Origin of the sequence: Shewanella putrefaciens (assembly GCF_016406305.1) — a bacterium.
GTDB lineage: Bacteria > Pseudomonadota > Gammaproteobacteria > Enterobacterales > Shewanellaceae > Shewanella > Shewanella putrefaciens_C.
In genome coordinates, this window is record NZ_CP066369.1 from 4,280,530 (window position 1) to 4,299,022 (window position 18,493).

16 protein-coding genes are annotated in these 18,493 nt (G+C 44.5%); 10 read left to right on the forward strand and 6 right to left on the reverse strand.

All coding sequences use genetic code 11. The annotated features are described in order from the left end of the window. Positions 1-86: 86 nt before the first annotated feature. Entirely contained in the window at positions 87-614 is a 528-nt protein-coding gene (locus tag JFT56_RS18600) for a DUF2780 domain-containing protein (RefSeq protein ID WP_198781443.1), read from the forward strand. 99 nt (positions 615-713) lie between these two features. After that, positions 714-1,196, forward strand: a complete 483-nt coding sequence (locus tag JFT56_RS18605; RefSeq protein ID WP_198781444.1) for a TerB family tellurite resistance protein — start codon at positions 714-716, stop codon at positions 1,194-1,196. 39 nt (positions 1,197-1,235) lie between these two features. Here JFT56_RS18605 and yjeH read toward each other — a convergent pair whose 3' ends face one another. Further along, positions 1,236-2,498 (reverse strand): L-methionine/branched-chain amino acid transporter, encoded by a 1,263-nt coding sequence (yjeH, locus tag JFT56_RS18610; protein WP_198781445.1) that lies wholly within the window; start codon positions 2,496-2,498, stop codon positions 1,236-1,238. A 235-nt stretch (positions 2,499-2,733) separates the two neighbouring features. On the opposite strand from yjeH, the gene JFT56_RS18615 reads away from it, so the two are divergent. Beyond that, positions 2,734-3,165, forward strand: a complete 432-nt coding sequence (locus JFT56_RS18615) for an Lrp/AsnC family transcriptional regulator (protein ID WP_198781446.1) — start codon at positions 2,734-2,736, stop codon at positions 3,163-3,165. 261 nt (positions 3,166-3,426) lie between these two features. Here the strand turns inward: JFT56_RS18615 and nrfD are convergent, their stop codons facing one another. From nrfD to JFT56_RS18635, 4 genes are all read right to left on the reverse strand, one after another. Then, positions 3,427-4,368, reverse strand: a complete 942-nt coding sequence (gene nrfD, locus JFT56_RS18620; protein WP_198781447.1) for a cytochrome c nitrite reductase subunit NrfD — start codon at positions 4,366-4,368, stop codon at positions 3,427-3,429. Further along, a complete protein-coding gene (locus JFT56_RS18625; RefSeq protein WP_198781448.1) occupies positions 4,365-5,051 on the reverse strand; it encodes a 4Fe-4S dicluster domain-containing protein in 687 nt (228 codons plus the stop codon). The genes nrfD and JFT56_RS18625 overlap by 4 nt, the downstream gene beginning before the upstream one ends. Before the next feature lie 4 nt (positions 5,052-5,055). Next, positions 5,056-5,520: a cytochrome c3 family protein gene (locus JFT56_RS18630; protein ID WP_198781449.1), complete on the reverse strand. Its 465-nt coding sequence runs from the start codon at positions 5,518-5,520 to the stop codon at positions 5,056-5,058. Positions 5,521-5,600: 80 nt separating this feature from the next. Beyond that, positions 5,601-6,074, reverse strand: coding sequence for a hypothetical protein (locus JFT56_RS18635; RefSeq protein WP_198781450.1), 474 nt, complete (start codon positions 6,072-6,074; stop codon positions 5,601-5,603). A 412-nt stretch (positions 6,075-6,486) separates the two neighbouring features. On the opposite strand from JFT56_RS18635, the gene JFT56_RS18640 reads away from it, so the two are divergent. From JFT56_RS18640 to menE, 5 genes are all read left to right on the forward strand, one after another. Further along, complete coding sequence (locus tag JFT56_RS18640) at positions 6,487-7,455, forward strand: LysR family transcriptional regulator (protein ID WP_198781451.1); 969 nt, start codon at positions 6,487-6,489, stop codon at positions 7,453-7,455. Positions 7,456-7,623: 168 nt separating this feature from the next. Beyond that, positions 7,624-9,345: a 2-succinyl-5-enolpyruvyl-6-hydroxy-3-cyclohexene-1-carboxylic-acid synthase gene (gene menD, locus JFT56_RS18645; protein ID WP_198781452.1), complete on the forward strand. Its 1,722-nt coding sequence runs from the start codon at positions 7,624-7,626 to the stop codon at positions 9,343-9,345. Next, positions 9,345-10,160, forward strand: coding sequence for a 2-succinyl-6-hydroxy-2,4-cyclohexadiene-1-carboxylate synthase (gene menH / locus JFT56_RS18650; protein WP_198781453.1), 816 nt, complete (start codon positions 9,345-9,347; stop codon positions 10,158-10,160). Before menD ends, menH begins: the two co-directional genes overlap by 1 nt. A gap of 15 nt (positions 10,161-10,175) precedes the next feature. After that, entirely contained in the window at positions 10,176-11,237 is a 1,062-nt protein-coding gene (menC, locus tag JFT56_RS18655; protein WP_198781454.1) for an o-succinylbenzoate synthase, read from the forward strand. A 55-nt stretch (positions 11,238-11,292) separates the two neighbouring features. After that, complete coding sequence (gene menE, locus JFT56_RS18660; protein ID WP_198781455.1) at positions 11,293-12,741, forward strand: o-succinylbenzoate--CoA ligase; 1,449 nt, start codon at positions 11,293-11,295, stop codon at positions 12,739-12,741. On the opposite strand, the gene JFT56_RS18665 is transcribed toward menE, so the two are convergent. Continuing rightward, positions 12,733-13,953, reverse strand: coding sequence for an EAL domain-containing protein (locus JFT56_RS18665; protein WP_198781456.1), 1,221 nt, complete (start codon positions 13,951-13,953; stop codon positions 12,733-12,735). The genes menE and JFT56_RS18665 overlap by 9 nt on opposite strands. Before the next feature lie 333 nt (positions 13,954-14,286). Here JFT56_RS18665 and JFT56_RS18670 point away from each other — a divergent pair, with 333 nt between their 5' ends. Further along, complete coding sequence (locus JFT56_RS18670; protein ID WP_198781457.1) at positions 14,287-14,913, forward strand: response regulator transcription factor; 627 nt, start codon at positions 14,287-14,289, stop codon at positions 14,911-14,913. Next, positions 14,910-18,479, forward strand: a complete 3,570-nt coding sequence (locus JFT56_RS18675; protein ID WP_198781458.1) for an ATP-binding protein — start codon at positions 14,910-14,912, stop codon at positions 18,477-18,479. The genes JFT56_RS18670 and JFT56_RS18675 overlap by 4 nt, the downstream gene beginning before the upstream one ends. The last annotated feature ends 14 nt before the right edge of the window (positions 18,480-18,493 follow it).

Consider the following 18,493-nt stretch of genomic DNA (forward strand, 5'->3'; position numbering starts at 1 on the left):
AATCACAGAAAACTACTGCAACAAAAGTGGCAAACCCGTTAAACTGTCTCCCTTATTGCGCGCAAAACCCCAAAGGACGCCCTCATATGAAACAGACTCTCACCCTCTCACTGCTGCTTAGCAGTTGCATTTTAGCCGCGCCAACGAGTGCCGGATGGTTAGATAATCTTACTGGTTCTCAAACAAAAACCCAGGCAGCAGCCACCAGCACAGCCACTCAATCCAATGAGCTGGTCGGCACTGTGATGTCACAGTTAGGCTTAAATCAAACCCAGGCGGAAGGGGGATTAGGCAGTTTATTGGGCTTAGCCCAATCTAGCTTAGGCACGAGTGATTACTCAAAATTAGCCGCCAGTATTCCAAATGCCGATAGTCTCTTGGCTGCCGCCCCTAAGCTGGATGGCAACTCAGGCGTATCAGGCCTGTTATCTAAGGCGGGCGATCTGGGCTCATCATTACAAGGCGGAGCCATGGTATTAGATGCCTTTGAAAAACTTGGCATTTCAAAAGAACTGGCGATGCCGATGATCGATATTGCTAAGTCCTACCTTGAAACCAATGGCGCTGAAGGCACCTCAGATCTATTAATGAAAGGCTTAAATTCACTGCTGTAATTCAGTCTTAACTCACCCTAAACGATACAAGGTTTAGGGTGAACTTTCCCCGCCTAATCGACTCTACTTTATATTCCCTCAGTATGAGAACCGCCAAATATGATCGCGAAATTAAGACGATTTATTCAATCACACACTCAGGCGATAACGCCCGAAGACAAGGCACATCAACTGAAGCTAGCTGCGGCGAGTATGTTGTTAGAAGTGGTGTTTGCCGATGAGACCTTGGCACCTGAAGAGACAGCGCTATTACCAAAACTGCTCACCGAAACACTTTCGATGTCAGAGCAAGATGCTAAGGCGTTGATCGATGAAGCCAAGCGTGTGCAAGGCAATGCAACATCATTGTTTGAATTTACTAATGCGATTAATACCGAATTTAACCTAGAGCAAAAACAAAAACTTTTACTCGCCATGTGGCAACTGGCCTATGCCGATGGACAGCTATCCCACTACGAAGACCAAATTATTCGTCGCACTGCGGATTTGTTGTACCTCAAACACAGCGAGCTAATCCAAATGCGCAATCAGGCAATAGCGGCATCGCACCAGCCAGAGCAACCACCCAAAAGCCCAGTATAAACCGCAATACTGGGCTATTTATGTTCTTCATAGATCAATCTATTCGGGCATGACTAAGCTTTGTTTACGGCTAAGATGGCTCTTCTGCCACCAGAGGAAAGGGGCCACCAGCAATATCAGCACAAACACATAGGCCATACTCGCACCGAGGGCAATACCCAGCGCTAAACAAAAGCCACACCCCAGCACAACTAATGGCAAATTCTGCCTTGGTAATAATTTTGCCGCGGCTAACATCGCCATTAAATAGATGATCACAAAAACCCCATTGCTCCAAGCGATCAAATGCTCTAATTCCTGTCCCGTTAGATAGGTCAGCACTATCACGCTCGCCATTACACTCAGTAATGCCGCTAGGGCCCGGATCGGCACTCCATGGGCATTTTTAACGGCAAAACAGCGGGGTAAAATACCTTCACGGCTAAAGCTCCAGACCAAGCGTGCCGCACTTGCCGCATAGACGTTGACCGTCGCCAGGCCACTCGCAATACCTAAAACACCTATCACTTGGGCGCCGTATCCCCCTAATAACGCATCGAATACGCCGATCATGGCGACACTCTTCTCGGTCGGCACGAGCAAGAGTAGTAATGTACAAGCGACATAAATCACCCCCACTAACACTGTGCCCATCATCATAGCGGGGATCATATCCTGCTGCGGACGACGAAAATCATCGGCAAGGTGTGTCATGGCTTCTATACCGAGAAAACTCCAAAAAGCGATACCCGCAGCAATCATCACAGTTGGCATTTCTGGCATGCCATGGCGGGTAATTGAGGTGAGTAGTCCCTGCTGGAAACTGCTCGCGCCAAACAATATTACCACCACGGCAACGATACAGAGAGTTAACCCAAACTGCAGCTTAGCCGACACTTGGATCCCACGTAGATTAAGCAGAAACAGCCCTAGTATCACTAGAATTTCGGCACCGACCTGGGACCAACCTTCGAGGGGGATAAGTGCATTAACAAATTGAAATGTCATCAAAATGGCGGCCGGAGCCCCCATAGGAACCACAAGTAAAAAAATTAAGCCTATGGTGCGACCCGCGGTGCGGCCAAAGGCTTTTTCGACAAAGTAGGCAGGCCCGGCGGCGTGGGGAAACACACTGGCTAAGCGCCCAAACACTAGGGCGACGGGAATGATGGCTAAGGTCAGCAACAACCATGCGACAAGCGCACCCGAGTGTGCCTTCTCGATAGTCATCTGCGGTAAAATAAACACCCCTGTGCCCAGCAAAGTGGTGGCCATTAGGCCCGCACCTTGCCAACGACCTATAGTTCCGCTATTTGGATTCATCTGCTAATATTCTGTGGTTTTTGAGCCGTCAGTATAGTGAAATTTTGTCCCACAATCTGCCGTCATTTTCAGTGTTCTTGGCATTCAATACAGGCAAAATGCCGGATAATTAGCATATTTCCGTCATATTGACGGCAACGCTTAAAAACTCCGCAGAATTAGCCAATACTCTGACTTTATAACCCTATGGATTTTAAGATGTTAGCCTACGCCCTCGCCACCCTAGGAGCCCAACTTGGATAAGTTCGATACCGCGATTATTAACAGCTTACGTCAAGATGCACGCCAAAGCGTGTCGCGCATTGCCGAACAAGTCAATCTGTCCCGCAGCGCAGTTGCCGAGCGGATCAAAAAACTGGAGCAAACGGGGGTGATACGGGGCTACCAAGTATTACTCAGTGAATCTCAAAAAGAGGGAGTGTCGGCCTATTTTGAGATCCAGCACCAATGCCCGCGTTGCGCCGATGTGGTGCCCGTATTTCAGGCCATTCCAGAGGTGATCACCTGCCGTGGAATTTCTGGGGAGATGGATTTGCTCGTCTATGTACACGCGCCTTCGATGCGACGTTTGCACGAGATCCGTGAATATATCGATACCCATACGGATATCATCAAGATAAAAACCCATGTGGTGATGAGCGAGTGGATCAATAATTTGGGGGAGTAATAACAAGAAACGCCACCCCTAAGGAATAAAGGTGGCGAGGCCCTTGTGGAGGCAGGGCAAAATACCTAAGTGTCAAATATGGCCTCCTTTCCCAGCGACCTCCCTGTTACAGCGGACAGTGACAAGATAATCAACCCTCAATAACTCAGCCAGTGCTATTGGGAGTGCTATCTCACAGCGTTTCCTTAGACACTGCTTTTCACTATCCACCGATATCCTACACACTCGTATTCATTTGCTTGTAAACACTTTTCCTCTTTTTTAGGCGACCGTCATCTGGCCGGTGTAGAGGATAAAGTTCCGTAAAAGTAAAACACCTATCAGACTCAAGCACGCAGTTCCCGCCACATAGGCCCATTTACGCTTCGAGGTTGCCGTCATAAACAAGTTCATCGCAAGCGGCCCAGACAAACCAAGACCCACTATGCCTATCCAGAATATCCAGCCCCAGAAGCCATATCCTATGGCATTGAAGGTCGCCAGTTTACTTTGACCGCCGGATAGCACTAGCCCCATAAAGAAGGTGAAAATCAGCACTATTTCTACCAAAATCAGCGGGATTTCTACTCTATGGATAAAGTGGACTTCCTTAGCGTTGGGGTTACCATTGAGTAGCACACCGCCCAGTAGGGATGATGCCGCCCCCGAAGACAGTCCCGATGCCAAAAACAGCAGTGGCAACACAGGATTTTTCAACATAGGGTAACCAGGAAGGGCCGATAACAGGAATCCCGTATACGCCCCTAACGCGAGGGAGAAGATCACCAATAAGCCTGTTATGGTTGCCTCAAAGCGGGCTAAAAACGCCGTTAGCTTAAGCACTATTGGGAAGCGATTCTCACACCAAGCATCGATAGGTTTGCGGAAAATAAGGCCTATCCACATAAACATAAACACTTGGTAAATAAGTAGAATAAGCACACCCATCGACATCACAGACGTTGGATTATAAAACACCAAAATCTTCCAGAAATCGAATGGCTTAGTCAAATCAAGCACGAGAATGCCAAGCCCAGCCATCACCGCCACGGGAGCAACAATACAGGCTGCCTGCACAAAGCCCGACTGATAGGCATTATGTTTAAGCACAAAATGTTTGAGTAATACCGCAAAGAACATGGCACCTGCGGATGCACCTGCTAAAAACAGGTAAATCGCAATCGGCCAATGCCAGACTAAGGTATCAAAATGTAGGGCGCTCATATTGCCACCTCCCCTGATTTAGCCACGATTCGGAATAACTTAGGCCGAGTGCCGAGATCAACCTTAGCGCGTTGGGTCGGATTGGCCTTAAGCACTTGCACCACCTCAGAGGTCGGGTCTTTTAGATTGCCGAACACTAATGCCTTTGTCGGACAGGCTGCTACGCAGGCGGGTTGTTTACCCTGGGCGAGATTGGTCTCACGGCAGAAGTCGCACTTATCCGCAGCATGGGTAACAGGATTGATAAAGCGAACTTTGTATGGGCAGGCCGCGATACAATATTGGCAACCCACACATTTCCATGAGTCCACCGAGACAATCCCCGTTTCCTTATCGATAAAGGCGGCACCGGTCGGGCACACATTGACGCAGGGCGCATCTTCACAGTGTTGGCAGGATGTACGGCTAAAATGGTAAAACTGATCAGGGTATTCACCATAGGGGCCGGTTTGCTCTATCTTGAGTCGTGAAACGCCCTCTGGCACATGGTTAGTTTCTCGGCATGCCACCTCACAGGCTTGGCAACCAATACACTTAGTTTCATCGTGGATGAGTGCGTATTTCACACTTGGCTCAGCCTTCACTTCACCGGTGGCATTCACTGTGGCGAGCAGTGTTGCACCAGAAGCGCCGGCGAGTAAGGCACAAGTACCTTTGAGAAATCTTCTTTTTGAATTTTCCATAACCTTACTCCTGCTGGCCTGTATGGCAATTGCGGCACAGCTCACTGCGAACTTTTGGCGTCATATCGGCCATAGGTTCAGTTGGACTATGTAGTTTATGGCAGGCAGCACAGGGCACCTTTTTAGCGTGTACATTATGTGTCCAATCTGCATCACTGAGTTTTTTCTTGGTATGACATTTTTGACATACTCTAAGCTGTACAGAGAGTTCTGACCCCTCCTGCGCACCAAAGACCACGAGGTCATTCGGTTTTTTAGGGTGGTCACCCTTTTCTCCATGGCAGCTCGAACAGGTCATTTTCATCGCATCTTGGCCGTGATGCCCTAACATTTGACCGTTACGCTTATGACACTTCATACAAGCATCACTGTTGATTTGATTGGCTGGCTCAGCACTCGTTGCGGCAAAACTCAATAGTAATGCTGCAAGACCTAAGCGTAACGACCACAGCCATTGTCTTGTAGACATAGGAAGTCCTCACATTTGTCTATGGGGGAAGAGAGAGGGGAGAGTCAGGGTTCGGAATCCTCCGAACCCGACGGTCACGTTCAGACGGCTAACGCTTGCTTTAGACTTTGAGGATCCCACTGTTTATGCTGATTCATTTCAATAAAGCCAATATTGAATTTGCTAAACAGTTTCTTCAGTGGAGAGTTGGTCTCCTTACCAAAATCACTGATCACCATTTTCACTTCTGATGAGTCATGGTCGATCAACACATAGTCGAGTCTACATTCATGGTTTAAATCAGCATCATGCTGGTCCATGTCAAATACAGTGTCTAATGGGACATTACAGCAAACATCGTATTTGCCTTCGACTACGGTTTTTAGTGATTTAAAAAAGTTGAAACTCTGTTTATCAAATAACACTGGTTTAAGTTTCATTTCATGATGTGCCTCATCAGGATCTGCTCTAAAAAACTTAATGCAAGTCATGACAAACATAACAAACACGAAAGGTACAGCAACGAATAGTACGAAGTACATAAACGCATAGCTGAGAATGACTGAAGTATTCATATACGCCTCCAAAAACTAATTTATATTTTTGTTATCTCCTTTAAAGCAACTTCAGTATTATCGGTAATCACTTTTGTTTTTTTGACTTATGTCACACTTGCAAATAGCAATTTAAACATAAACAACAAGTTAAGACATGCCACACATTACTACTTAACGCAAATCTTAAATTCACATATTGATATTAGTTAATCAAAAGAATGAAATTCATATAGCTAAATATTAAAAAATGAAATTTCAAATTGCCTTAAAAATAACTTTTTAAATATAAAAAATAGAATTTACGCACCCGATTATAGGCTAGAATAATATAAGATCCTAAACTTGGGATGTGATTCACATTCCATTGATTATTTGGCACTATACTTAGTTGCAAATTAACGTATTCATTCAATATTAAGGAATATAAAAAATGCATATTAGCAACATGGATTGCCTCGATATTTTGAGTTTGAAAATACTTGTTTCATTATATGAAAACAAATCTGCAACCTATGTATCTAAGGCACTTGATATCCCCGCCCCCAAAATAAGTCGCAGCCTTAAAAATCTGCGAGAAGTTTTTGGTGATGAATTATTTATTCGGCGCAAATATGGTTTATTCCCAAATGAGTTTGCAACTCATTTATATCCTATTGCCAAAGAGACCATTCAGTGCACCGATAAATTTCAAAAAGCACACGCCGCTAATACCAGCCATGTAAAAACCCATGTTGAAATTGCCGCACCGGGATTAATCGCCTATGCCTTCCCTAAAGCCCTGATGCAGGCGATTAAAGAAGAACAAAAACAGATGCATATCAACATTACCCCTTGGTCAATGCATACCACCCAGGACATTATCAATGGCGATACTACCTTAGGTATCTGCTGTAATAAGAGCACCGCCGACGTTGCCGCCTTTGGCGATAAACTGCAGACGACCACTTTGCATCAAATGGATAAGGTTTATCTTATCGCTAGTCGTAATCACCCGATTTTTAAACGGGAAATTACCCTAGAGACCATTGCTGAATATCCCTATGTGAATACCGATTTTGGCAACCCGAGCACCAATCTCAGCCCATACCAAGAGTTTTGTATCAATAATGGCATAAAACTCAATACTGAAATTACCATTACCAGTATTTCAAGTTTGTTTGAATACCTAGGGGAAAGCCAAACGATATCCCTATTGCCCTATAGGGTTATCTACGAAATGGTGAGTGACATACCTGAATTGCACACCTGCCAATTGTCGCAACTCGAGGCAGAACGCTTATACGCCAGCACAGAGGTGCCGACTATTTTCCTCGTCCAAAAGAACCTGCCCAACAAGAACAATGATGATCTGGCGTGGTTAACTGGGCAAATTAAGAAAATTGTCGATAACATCATCTAGCTAAAACTTAGATTATCGCGACCCTTTACACTCGAGGTGACAGGCATCCCCTGCCTTAGCTTAGGCTCCACCTCCCATCCTATGTGCCTGAGATTTGTTAAGCCGGGCATACATCTTAGGGCATAAACGCGTTACACTAAGCCCATCTTTATCCTGATAGATTTAGCTATGCGAACCGAAAATACCGCCACTCTCAATCTTATTTGGGGCGCACTTATTCTTGAGGAACTGGCACGGCTTGGGGTGCAACATGTCTGCATGGCGCCCGGCTCGCGCTCAACACCGTTAACCCTAGCGGCGGCAAACCAAACCAAGCTTAAACGCCATTTACATTTCGATGAACGTGGACTCGCCTTTATGGCTTTAGGTCTGGCAAAGGCCAGCCGTGCACCAGTCGCCATCATTACCACCTCTGGCACTGCGGTGGCAAACCTGTATCCCGCGATTGTTGAAGCTTGGCTGACCCATGTGCCTTTAATCGTCTTAAGTGGCGATCGGCCGCCCGAATTACTGGATTGCGGAGCAAATCAGGCCATAGTCCAACCGGGTATTTTCGCCAATTACGCCAAGCAAGTGAATTTGCCCACACCGGATGCCCATATTGCGCCACAGGCCCTATTAACGACTGTGGATGAAGCCGTCGCGAATCAAACTCGCCCGGTGCACTTTAACTGCATGTACCGTGAACCTTTGTATCCGAGTGAGCTAAATGCCACCATTCTCGATGCTGACTCGCCCTATCTCAGGCCATTACACACTTGGCTACAACTGGCGCGTCCTTACACTCAATATGGCAAGTGCAGCCAAGTCAGTAGCCCGAGTGATGATGCTATTATGCGTTTTGTCCACGGTAAAGGAGTGATCATCGCGGGCACGCTCACTCCAGAGCAAGATCCGCAGCAACTCATTGCCCTATCGCAAAAAATTGGTTGGCCATTGCTAACCGATGCACAATCCCAACTGCGACAACATCCTGCAGTAATAGGTAATATCGATCAATTGCTGCAGCACCCTAAGGCGCGCAATTTATTGCAGGAAGCGGATCGCGTGCTGGTATTCGGTGGCCGCTTGCTGTCTAAGCGCTTGATTAGCTACCTCGCCGAGCAAAATTGGCACAGTTACTGGCAAGTGTTACCCGAGCAGGACAGGCTAGATCCGAGCCACAATGCGAAACATATTTGGCACGCCAATGTGGCGCAATTTGCCGCATTGAATTGGTATCGCTCTTCCTCGGCAAACTGGGCGAATACGTTAATCACCTATAACGATGAATTGCATAATTTATTTATCCGCAATATCGATCAAGGGGAATTTGGTGAAGCCCAGGTAGTGCGCGCCATCGCCAACAGTCGCCCATTGGAGCAACAGCTTTTTATCGGCAACAGCCTGCCAGTGCGCTTATATGATATGTATGCGCCTATCAGCTGTTGCACTGCCACTACTTTTACCAATCGCGGTGCCTCTGGTATAGATGGCCTACTCGCGACGGCCTGCGGTATTGCCGCCCACGAGGGCAAGCCAACCAGTTTGATCATTGGTGATTTATCCCAATTACACGATCTTAATTCGCTGGCCATCGCCAAGAGCCTAACCAGCCCGCTGGTGATCGTTATCCTCAATAATGATGGCGGCAATATTTTCAACCTATTGCCGGTACCCAACGAGCAAGTGCGCAATGATTATTACCGCTTAAGCCACGGCTTAGAATTTGGTTATGCGGCGGCGATGTTTAACCTTCCCTATAATCAAGTGGATAATCTGGCGGATTTTCAGGATAGCTATAATGAAGCGCTGGATTTTCAAGGCGCTTCGATCATTGAAGTCAGTGTGAGTCAAACCCAAGCCAGCGACCAAATTGCTGCGCTCAACCTGTGGGTGAAACAAAGCTAATGCCAACCTTAGCCCGTTACGGTGAAACAACCCTGCCGACCTTAGTGTTGCTCCACGGCTTTTTAGGCACTAAGGCCGATTGGTTGCCGCTAATGCCTAAGCTCAGCCAGCACTTCCATTGTGTGTGCTTGGATCTGCTGGGCCATGGGGATAATCAACCTAGCCTGCCCGCGCCAGAAATGGAGGACGGTTTTAGTTTTTGTGTCCAAGATATTATCGCTAGGCTCGATAGACTTAACATTAGCCAGTTCCATCTCTATGGCTATTCCCTCGGTGGCCGTATTGCTTTGCACCTTGCGAAGGCCCATCCCCAGCGATTACTGAGTTTACTGCTTGAATCCTGCCATCCGGGGCTTAAAGATCCGCAGGAAAAAACCGCACGAGCCAAAAATGATGCCCTTTGGGCAGAGCGTTTACTCAAGCTCAATAGCAGGGACTTTTTACATTTGTGGTATCAGCAGGCGGTATTTGCGCAGATGAGCCAAAGTTGCCGGGAAAACACCATAGCCATGCGTGCCAATATGCTAGATAAACATCCTAAACAGGCACTTAAGGAGATGTACTTAGCCACATCACTCGCACGCCAAGCCCCCATGTGGGATGTACCCGCCATGCTGTCCTGCGAATGCCATTTCTTTGCCGGTAGCCAAGATAGCAAGTTTTACACCCTCGCACAGGAGTGGCAGTTGCACTCACCTATCCTAGTGCATTGCATTCTCGGTGCTGGGCACAACATACATCAAAGCGCACCGGCAAAATTAGTCGCAACGCTCTTGGCATTACTCACCCCTGAGCCTCCCATCACTGCCACATAAATCTCTAGGAAAGATATGATCTTAACTTCGCTTAGCCTATATCAATATCGACTACCACTTGATGTCTTACTCCCCGTGGGTAAGCAACGTATCGACAGCCGAGCGGGATTAATATTACAGGCAAGCTGCAGTGTTGAAGGCAAGCGACACCAAGCCCAGGTCGAAATCGCTCCCCTATCGGGCATCGATATCGACCAACAAGCCTTAGTGGGATTTAGCCGCGAAACCTTAGCCGAGGTACAAAGCGATTTAAGCGCGTTACTGCCAAAACTCAGTGGGCAAAACATAGATAAGCTACTGGAATACGCCGACAATAGCCCCTACCCATCAGTCGCTTTTGGTTTAAGCCTGTTGCATGCCAAGTTAATGGGCAAACTCGACGCTATCCGCCCAGTTACCGCCCAAATTCCGCTAATTTATCAGCCGACAGATGCGCCTAAGAGCCTGCTCGATAGCAAAATCGCCGCACTCACAATGGACATACATTCGGTAAAAGTCAAAGTCGCCCAGACCTCCATCGAAGATGAACTGCGTCTGATCTATGGGATTTTAAGCACTCGGCCCGATCTTAAACTGCGTCTAGATGCCAATCGGGGCTTTACCTTAGAGCAAGCCATCACATTTGCCGCAAGCCTGCCCCTAGACGCCATCGAATATATTGAAGAACCTTGTCAAAACCCACAGGATAATCTGCAATTTTATCAAGCGATTGGCATGCCATACGCCCTAGATGAATCCCTCAACGATCCAGATTATCGGTTTGCAATACAAAATGGCCTAGCTGCGCTCGTGATCAAACCTATGCTGCTCGGCACCATAGAAAAACTCGCCGATTTAATCGATACGGCGCAAAGCTATGGCGTGCGTTGCATCTTAAGTTCAAGCCTTGAGAGCAGTTTAGGCATCCAGGATCTCGCGCTGTTAGCGGCAATACTAACCCCCGATGAAATTCCGGGGCTAGATACCTTAAGCGCCTTTAGCCAAGATTTGTTGGTATCCTCGGGCAAAAAACACTGCCTCACACTGTCGCAGCTTGAACTCATTGCTCAACACAATATTGATAATGTAAGCCATTGATACACAATAGTAATGGAAAGCCATAGCGAGTTTGCAACTACACAGGAAGCCTAACGTGTCATTTGTCCATGCCCCTAAATCAAATGCGATCTCCCCAGTTCACCAGGCTGCGATTGACTTTCCACAACAAACCGCCATTAAGCTTGCCGGGCTGGATATCAACTACCACACCCTAAGCCAACACATTATCGCCCTGAGTGAACACTTGACCGCCGCGGGTATTGACGAGGGCGATGCAGTGGCATGTATCTCGACCAATAACCTGACCATGATTTGCCTCTATTGGGCCTGTGTCGATATCGGAGCAATCTTTTTTCCCATCTCGCCCCGCTTCCCCATCGCTCAGGTTCAAGGCTTAATCGATACCCACAAGATCCCGTATTATTGGAGCGAGCAGAACGCAAAGGTGGCAAATGCCCATGAGTTAATCCTTACCATTAATGAGCTGAGTCAAACGACAACCCGCCATCATCAAGTTAAACCCTTTGATATTAACCGCCCCGCCAATGTGATTTTAACTTCAGGTTCGAGTGGCTTTCCAAAGGCGGCGGTGCATTGTTTAGCCAACCATATTGCCAATGCCGAAGGCGCCCGCAGCTTAATTCCACTCGAACAGGGCGACGCTTGGCTGCTCTCCCTGCCTTTATTCCATATCGGCGGCCTTGCGATATTGAACCGCTGCGCCTTAGTTGGCGCCTGTGTTGTAATGCCAGATCAATCGCTCAATCTTAGCCAGCAGATTGACCAAGATAAACTGACCCACATGTCTTTGGTGCCAGCACAACTGAGCACGTTATTAGCCGATACGAACAGCCAACTTAACAGTATCAAAGCCCTATTGCTCGGTGGCGGCGCAGTCTCGATAGACTTACTCGAACAGCTTAAGCAACGTAAGATTGCGAGCTACACAAGTTACGGCATGACAGAAATGGGCTCGCAAATCACCACTGGCACCGCTTTAAATGACGGTAGCAGTGGCAAATTACTCCCAAATCGTGAGCTGAAAATTACAGATGGGGTTATTTGGGTTCGCGGCGCATGCCTGTTTATGGGTTATCTGACAGCCAGCGGCATAAAAGAAAGTGTTGACCCCGAAGGTTGGTTTTATACCAAAGACAGGGGCAGATTGGACGAAAATGGCAATCTGCACATCCTCGGCCGCATCGACAATATGTTTATCTGCGGTGGTGAAAATATCCAACCAGAAGAAATAGAAGCAGCCCTAAAACAGCATCCCGACATTGATGATGCCATCGTCTTCGCACAGCCCGACCCCAAATTTGGCAATCTCCCCGCCGCGATTGTACGCGGAAAAATCATCGGAGATATGACCACAATCGAAACTGAACTCGAACCATTTCTCGCCACTAAAATCGCCCGCTTTAAACGCCCAAGACAGTATTACTCTTGGCCAGAAAATGCCGAACAAACAGGGCTTAAGGTGAACAGAAAAGCCCTAGTTGCACAGGTTAAAATACTAAAAGTCGAGTCTAGGTTATTGTAAAAGTTCAATGTCTAGCTTGGCAGGCAAGAAGCGTTCAATAAATGTCTGCTCATCAATAGGACGAGAAAAACAAAAACCCTGTCCCGTTGTACAACCGAGCTGTTGTAATAATATCAGTTGAGAATTTGTTTCAATGCCTTCTATCACTAACTCCATATTCAGCGCCTGAGATAAAGCAATCACACTGGAAATTGCAGCCTGACATCTTGGTTCAATACTAAGCTCACGCACAAAACAGCTATCCAGCTTGATTTGTGAGAAAGGTAATTCACATAAACGCGCTAATGAAGAATGTGCAGCACCAAAATCATCAATAGCTAACTCAAACCCCTGCATTCGCAAACGGATTAAGTTTTCCATATTAACGGCTGGGGCGGCAAGCAGACCCGTCTCAGTGATTTCAAGAGTAATGAATTGGGGATGAATATTAAACCTCTTGACCATATCGACAATTCGATAAACAAGCTTGGTAGAATTGAGTTGAGATATATCGAGGTTATAAGCCAGAGACATCTGACTATTGTTCTGCTGCAGGCGCTGCTGCAAATGACAGCCTTGCTCAAACAATTGTAAGAAAAGCTCATCCAGTAAACCATAAGTTATCAGCGGTTCAATAAATACTGCTGGGCTTAATATCCCCAATTGAGGATGATCCCAACGAGCCAGCATCTCTGCCCCCTTTAGACTAAATCCTGTGACATCAAATTTAGGTTGATAGAAGCCAATAAACTGCCGCTGATCTAGTGCGGATATAAAATCATCAAGTTCAAAATCTCTAGTTGAACCTGCAACTGTGGGTGGGATCATCGCTTTCTTTTTCTGAGACCGGCTAAAAATAAACTTATCTAGTATTCGTTGTAGATTATCGACTGAAGGACACTTACCCAAATCTCCAAGATATTCAAAATTGAGCATCTTTATCATCTGTGATACAGCCCGTCTCAGTTCCATATCTATACAACTAAATAAGGCGACAGAAGCAATGTTGTATTTAGCCTTAGCCTTACGCAAAAATGATAGCCCATCAATACCAGCCATCATCAGATCACATACCACAATGTCGGCACTATGGTGTACATCGAGCCAAGCAAGTGCATCCCGTGCAGTACCGAAAGCGTATACCTCAACATCAAGAAAAGATGCAAGATTATGCTCAAGAACCGCACGCTGAAAGGGATGATCTTCTAAAACAATCACTCGAACCTTACCCATTAAATATCCTTTAAAAATTTCAATATATCAGAACAAAAATGCCATACGTGTCCTTGCGACTGCATTACTGCAACTCCAAGTTACAGATAGTCAACTATAATATAGAGCGCCAAAGCACTCATGCCTACGATACAAACTGCAAACAAATGTTAACTAATAAAAGAAAATGAGAACATCTATGATTAAATCAGTCTCATTTCTATTATTTTACGATAATTGTTAAAAAGAAATTGCTGATTAATATGTAGGAAAAATCCCAATCCCTAGGTTTTATTTCACTCTAATGGATTACAAAGGATAAAATCTGTACTCAACAGTTATGGAGTTAGATGAATGAAGAGTAAAATATTAATAGTTGATGATCATCCAGTTGTAGTTTTAGCACTAAAAATTATTCTAGAGCAAAATGGGTTTGAGGTAGTTGCAGAAACCAATAATGGTGTCGATGCGCTTAAATTAATAAAAACTTTGTCTCCTGATGCGGTGATTTTAGATATTGGCATACCCCAACTAGATGGACTAGAAGTCATCGAAAGGTCAAGAAAGTTACCCCAAAAATCGCCAATATTAGTGCTCACGGCTCAGCCATCTGAGCATTTTGTCTCCCGATGTATTCAGGCGGGAGCCTCTGGTTTTGTCTCTAAACAGAAAGATATGACCGAAGTCACTGGCGCACTGCGAGCCATACTTTCAGGCCATTCTTATTTCCCTCTCCTAAGTAATAGCAATGTGATAGCAAGATCAAACCTGGATGAGGCTGAACTCGTAAAAAAGCTTTCAACTCGCGAGATGGTTGTGCTACAGCAGCTAGCCATCGGGTTGTCCAATAAAGAGATAGCTGAGCGTATGCTATTGAGTAATAAGACTATTAGCACCTATAAAACCCGGCTCTTAGAAAAACTAAACGCCAAAACAATAGTTGATCTTATTGAAATTGCTAAAAGGAATAGCTTAATATGAAGAATGTTATGTACATTTTAATATTGAGCTTTATAACGAGTTATTCATTTTCACATGAGAACACACATAAAAACTATCAATTATCCAATTACCCTAATAACACGAACCTACCTATTCAGTTATCATCTGAAGATCAAAAAAATCTCAATAATTACCAAACATTAAATATTGGAATATCTGCTCCTGACTACCCACCATTCGATATGACAGCCAATGGTGAACAAGAATCCTATAAGGGGATCAGTGCTGATTACTTAGCGATCATAGCTAAAGTGCTAAATGTAAAAGTCAATATTAAACGTTATCTGTCTCGAGACAAATTAATTACCGCTGCACTCAATGGCGATGTTGATTTAATTACTACTGCCAATAAATATGAACAACTACATGGTTTGATATTAAGTACGCCATATGTTATTGACAAACCATCGGTATTTAGAAATATTCATTTAGGCGAAAATGAGACGATTAAATCTATGTCTATGGCCTATGAGTATTTGCCAGATGAGGCAATAACAAAAATTTACCCCGAGCGGAAATTAATCAAATTTCCATCTCGACAAGCCGCTATTGCCGCCGCCGCACTTGGGCAGGTTGATGCGGTGATTATTGACCAAGTATCAGCTAACTACTTAATAAACAACATTTATTCAGGAAAACTGCGATTAGACACTCACTTACCATTAAATTCATATGGTAACGCATTTGCTTCCTCTGCAGCTAATGAAGCATTAATAGATATTATTAATAACGCTATCAGTAATATCTCGTTAGAACAGCGAAAACTGATCAGAAAGCGCTGGAGTGGCGGTGGAAGTACGATTCCATTTCCCTCAGAGTTACCCATATTTACCGCAGATGAACTCGCTTGGTTAGAAAAAAATCCGAAAGTAACCATTGCCATTAATAAATATGCAGCCCCAGTAACCTACCTAGATGATGCCGATAATGCCGAAGGATATGGCATTGAAGTGTTAGAGTTAATACAAATCTATTCTGGATTAACCTTCGACTACATAGTGAATAATCGATTTTCAGAGCAACTGACTTCTATTCTGAATCATAAAGCAATGATAGCAATATTTTCACCCGATGAGGACATGAACAAGAGGATTAGTTTCACTAGAGATTTCTCAAATTCACCCTATGTTTTGGTAACTCACAAGCAGGCTAAAAATATTGAAAATGATATCATCGTAATTCCAGATGGTGTTTTAAATATCAACATTCTCAGAAAAAACTTCCCTAATGCAGATATCATAATTACTGATAACTATTTAGAAGCATTAAACAATATCGCTACAGGTTCAGCTAACACAACAATTGCGCCTATGGTATTAGCGGATTTTTACGTAAACAGTTATTTTAGCGATGTTTTAGAAGTGAGTAAAATCATAGATGAAATACCCGAGGCCTTAGTCAGTTTTGCAATAGCTAGCTCAAATCCTCTATTAAAAAGTATTCTTAACAAAACATTAGCCGTCATTCCACCTGATGAGCTACAAATGGCAGAAAACCGTTGGCGTCGTAATGCGTTACCTGCGCGTCAGAGTTGGAAAGATTATAAATATACTATTTCGACAATCATAATTGCTTCTGCAATTATGATCTTAATTTCAATCATATGGGCGCTATACACTCATACCCATTATCGTAAACGTCTATTAGCAAAAAAAGAACTTAATCAACAACTGCAATTTATGCAATCCATTGTAGATGCGATCCCTCACCCTATTTATGTCAGAAATAAAAGACGTGAACTCACTATGTGCAATGAAAGCTACTTAGCCGCTTTTGAGGCAACGCGAGAAGAGTTGCTGCATAAAACTACAGTGGAGGGCATAAACCGTTCCCAAGAGGCTCCCGAAGTCGATAGAGAATATATGCAAGCCTTAGAGGATGGCATTGCTGTATTTAAGGATAGGGAGCTCCATATAAATGGTAAAAAATACAATATTTATCACTGGTTTAAATCTTACGGGGATGAGACGGGAAATGTTGAAGGTATTATTGGGGGCTGGATAGATGTCAGCGATCGAGTCAGACTGATTAAGGAATTAGAGCACGCGAAGGAAGTTGCAGATAGTGCAAGCCAGGCAAAAAGCACTTTCTTAGCCATTATGAGCCATGAAATTCGTACACCTATGAATGCTATTATCGGTATGCTGGAACTGGCATTAAAACGTGCTAATACGCAGCAGTTTGATTTCAATTCAATTAAAGTTGCCTATGATTCAGCCAATGGGCTACTCGAGCTTATTGGTGATATTCTGGATATAGCACGCATTGAAGCAGGCCAACTGACTCTTTCACCCATTCGTGCAAATCTGAAAACCATAGTGACTTCTGTCGTACGGGTTTTTGATGGTTTAGCAAAGCAAAAGGGGATCAATTTAGAGTTAGACTTCGATCCCGATATCAATAAGGATGTGCTAGTCGATCCTATGAGGATAAAACAAATCCTTTCTAACTTAATTGGCAATGCGATCAAGTTTACTGACAGTGGTCTCGTTACGATAAAAATCCAATCGGAAAGCTTAATTAATACAAAAAGGAGCATTCTATTTACTGTAACTGATACCGGCATTGGCATTTCCGAAAAAGATCAACAGAAGCTATTTACTCCTTTTAGTCAAGCCCATGGCACAACTAATACATATGGTGGAACTGGTCTCGGACTGATGATATGCCATTCTCTTTGCGAAATGATGGGAGGAAAAATAACCCTTGAAAGCTATCCTAATCAAGGGACTAAAATTAGCATGCGACTCACCTTAATCCAATTTGAGGAAGACGCTTCAACCGCAACAATGCACACTCCTATAGATATGTCTCCCATGATACCTCTGGATATTCTCATTGTTGACGATCATCCCGCCAACCGCTTACTGCTAGCACAACAACTCACTTATCTTGGCCATAAAGTGGACGAGGCTGAAAATGGGGTAATGGCGTTAGTAAAATTTGAGGATAAGCAATATCAAATGATTGTTACCGACTGCAATATGCCAGAAATGGATGGCTACGAATTATGTAGAAAAATCAGAATAATAGAAAAAAACTTTTTATATAGCCCAGTAATTATTGGTTATACGGCCAATGCTCAAAAGGATGCTAAAGAAGCATGCTTAAATGCAGGGATGAATGACTGTCTTTTCAAACCTATTAGTCTTGCTGAACTTGAGAAAATGCTCAGACATTTTTCACCAGAGAAAGAAATCATGGCAGCACCCCATTTTGAAGCGACATCGGTAGAAAAATTAACAGGAAATAATACTGAATTAGTGGATAAATTACTCCGCGAGTTACTGAAAAGCAACCAAGCTGACTTAGCTGCCTTATATAGAGCTTTTAAAACTCAAGATCTTAACTCAGTGAAGGAGCTTGCCCATAAAATTAAAGGGGCAGCAAGAATTATTGATGCCAAGAGATTAGTTGCTATTTGTGAAAAACTTGAGCATCCCCATCTCTATGGGGATTTAAGTGCACACATAGCACAATTAGAAGCGGATATATTCGCCCTTGAGGAAGAAGTAACGACCTATTTAACTAAGCTATATTCATAAGAGTATGGCCCTAT

What these genes read in the sequence shown, in the direction of transcription:
- nrfD (WP_198781447.1), bottom strand. Translation starts at nt 4,368, where the DNA reads ATGAGCGCCCTACATTTTGATACCTTAGTCTGGCATTGGCCGATTGCG.
- JFT56_RS18640 (WP_198781451.1), top strand. Translation starts at nt 6,487, where the DNA reads ATGCATATTAGCAACATGGATTGCCTCGATATTTTGAGTTTGAAAATA.
- JFT56_RS18670 (WP_198781457.1), top strand. Translation starts at nt 14,287, where the DNA reads ATGAAGAGTAAAATATTAATAGTTGATGATCATCCAGTTGTAGTTTTA.
- menD (WP_198781452.1), top strand. Translation starts at nt 7,624, where the DNA reads ATGCGAACCGAAAATACCGCCACTCTCAATCTTATTTGGGGCGCACTT.
- yjeH (WP_198781445.1), bottom strand. Translation starts at nt 2,498, where the DNA reads ATGAATCCAAATAGCGGAACTATAGGTCGTTGGCAAGGTGCGGGCCTA.
- JFT56_RS18625 (WP_198781448.1), bottom strand. Translation starts at nt 5,051, where the DNA reads ATGGAAAATTCAAAAAGAAGATTTCTCAAAGGTACTTGTGCCTTACTC.
- JFT56_RS18600 (WP_198781443.1), top strand. Translation starts at nt 87, where the DNA reads ATGAAACAGACTCTCACCCTCTCACTGCTGCTTAGCAGTTGCATTTTA.
- menC (WP_198781454.1), top strand. Translation starts at nt 10,176, where the DNA reads ATGATCTTAACTTCGCTTAGCCTATATCAATATCGACTACCACTTGAT.
- JFT56_RS18635 (WP_198781450.1), bottom strand. Translation starts at nt 6,074, where the DNA reads ATGAATACTTCAGTCATTCTCAGCTATGCGTTTATGTACTTCGTACTA.
- JFT56_RS18665 (WP_198781456.1), bottom strand. Translation starts at nt 13,953, where the DNA reads ATGGGTAAGGTTCGAGTGATTGTTTTAGAAGATCATCCCTTTCAGCGT.
- JFT56_RS18630 (WP_198781449.1), bottom strand. Translation starts at nt 5,520, where the DNA reads ATGTCTACAAGACAATGGCTGTGGTCGTTACGCTTAGGTCTTGCAGCA.
- menH (WP_198781453.1), top strand. Translation starts at nt 9,345, where the DNA reads ATGCCAACCTTAGCCCGTTACGGTGAAACAACCCTGCCGACCTTAGTG.
- JFT56_RS18675 (WP_198781458.1), top strand. Translation starts at nt 14,910, where the DNA reads ATGAAGAATGTTATGTACATTTTAATATTGAGCTTTATAACGAGTTAT.
- JFT56_RS18605 (WP_198781444.1), top strand. Translation starts at nt 714, where the DNA reads ATGATCGCGAAATTAAGACGATTTATTCAATCACACACTCAGGCGATA.